This is a genomic window from Roseomonas rosulenta (assembly GCF_016106005.1).
Lineage (GTDB): Bacteria > Pseudomonadota > Alphaproteobacteria > Acetobacterales > Acetobacteraceae > Neoroseomonas > Neoroseomonas rosulenta.
In genome coordinates this window covers 1-1,944 of the sequence record NZ_JACADR010000475.1, presented here as the reverse complement: position 1 = coordinate 1,944, position 1,944 = coordinate 1, and the positions used below count along the sequence as shown (strand labels likewise).

Genomic DNA, 1,944 nt, shown 5'->3' with positions numbered 1-1,944 from the left:
CCCCTTCGCCCGGAGCCCCGCCCATGACCCTGCCGCGCCGCATGATCCTCGCCGCCCCCGCGCTCGCCATCAGCCGCGCGCAGGCGCAGCCGGCCGGCTGGGCGGTCGCGACCGAATACCCGGCCACCTCCATCCCTGGCGAGGGTGTCGCGCATTTCGCCGCCGCGGCCACCGCGCGCGGCCTGCCGGTCACGGCGGCGGCCGGCGCGCCGGATGGCTTCCGCTCGGCGGCCGCGCTGGATGTGCTGGCCGCCGGGCGCTTGGCGGCGGTCGATTCCTTCGCCGGCGCGATGGGCGCGGTCGATCCGATCTTCCTGCTCTCCTCGCTGCCCTTCCTGACCGCGTCGCACGCCGATGCGGCGCGGCTGCGCGACCTCGCGCGGCCGCGCTATGCCGCCGTGCTGGAGGCGCGCGGCGCGGTGCTGCTCTGGACCACGCCCTGGCCGCCCTCGGGGCTATGGACCAACCGGCCGGTGACCAGCCCGGCCGACCTGCGCGGGCTGCGCGTGCGCACCTATGACGCGACCGGCACCGAGGTGCTGCGCGCCGCCGGCGCGGTGGCCGAGGTGCTGTCCTTCGCCGAGGTGGATGCGCGCCTGGCGGCGGGCACGCTCGATGCCGTGCTGTCGTCCGGGGATGGCGGGGCGGGGCGGCGGCTGTGGCGCTGGCTGCCGCATTTCACCGAGGCGAACTATGCCTGGCCATTGTCGCTCGCCTTCGCCTCGGCGCCGGCGCTGGCCGCGCTGCCGCCCGCGCAGCAGCAGGCGGTGCGCGAGGCTGGCGCCGAGACCGAGGCGCGGCAATGGCAGGCGATCGAGGGGCGCCTCGCCGCCAATCGCCGCGTCATGCGGGAGAACCAGGTCGCGATCCACGAGCCCGACGCGGCGCTGCGCGCGGCCCTGCGAAGCGCCGCCGCGGGCGCGGTCACGGCGTGGGAGGCACAGGCCGGCGAGGCTGGGCGCGCGATCCTCGCCGCGTACCGCGGCTGAGTCTTTCTTGATCCCTCAAACGGCGGGCGGCGGCCATCCGGCCGCCTTGCCTTCGCGCCATGCGCTGGCGCTCCCGGCGCGACGGATGGTCTGGGCGCGGTCGCGCATTCGCGCTCGCGGCCCGATGCAAGGCATCGGGCCGGTGGTGCTGGTGCCGTCAGTCCGCGATCGCGTTGGTCAGCGTGCCGATGCCCTCGATGGTCAGTTCCATCACGTCGCCGGCCTTCATCGTCTGCGGCGGGACCATGGCGTAGCCCACGCCCTCGGGCGTGCCGGTCATGATCACGTCGCCGGGCAGCAGCGTGAAGCCGGCCGAGAGCTGGTGGATGATCTCCTTCACGTCGAAGATCATCTTGGACGTGCGGCTCGACTGCCGCTGCTCGCCGTTGATCTTGAGGCCGATCGCGAGGTCGGAGGCATCGAGGTCCTCGCGCGGGACGATGACCGGCCCGAGAGGGCAGGAGCGGTCGAGCGACTTGCCCTTGAACCACTGCCCGTGCCGGCGCTGCAGGTCGCGCCCGGTCACGTCATTGCCGATCGTCCAGCCGAAGACGTGGTCGAGCGCGCGCTCCTTCGGGATGTCGCGCCCGGCGGTGCCGATCACCGCGACCAGCTCCACCTCGTAGTCGAGCCACTGCGTGATGCCGGCATGGGAGGGCACCGGCGCGCCCGGCGCGATCACGGTGTCCGCCGCCTTGGTGAAGAACTGCGGATACTTCGGCACCTCGGACTGGGTGATGCCGCGGGTGCGGTCGCCCTCCGCCACATGGTCCATGTAGTTGCGCCCGACGCAGAAGACGTTGCGGCGCGGCCTCGGAATCGGTGCCTGCAGCGCGACGGAAGCGAGCGGCAGCACGGACCCCGCGGGCGGCGCGGCGGCCAGCGTGCGCACCGCCGCGAGCGCGGCCGGCCCGGCGTCGATCAGCGCCAGCATGTCGCGCGCCGGCGGCATGGC

At 74.4% G+C, this 1,944-nt stretch carries 2 protein-coding genes; one reads left to right on the top strand and one right to left on the bottom strand.

The window, feature by feature from the left end:
• Positions 1-989, top strand: a 989-nt coding sequence (gene dctP, locus HW578_RS25995; protein WP_232479302.1) for a TRAP transporter substrate-binding protein DctP, incomplete at its 5' end; no start/stop codon positions are given.
• Positions 990-1,146: 157 nt separating this feature from the next.
• Here the strand turns inward: dctP and HW578_RS25990 are convergent.
• A partial coding sequence (locus HW578_RS25990; RefSeq protein WP_198373603.1) for a fumarylacetoacetate hydrolase family protein occupies positions 1,147-1,944 on the bottom strand: 798 nt, incomplete at its 5' end.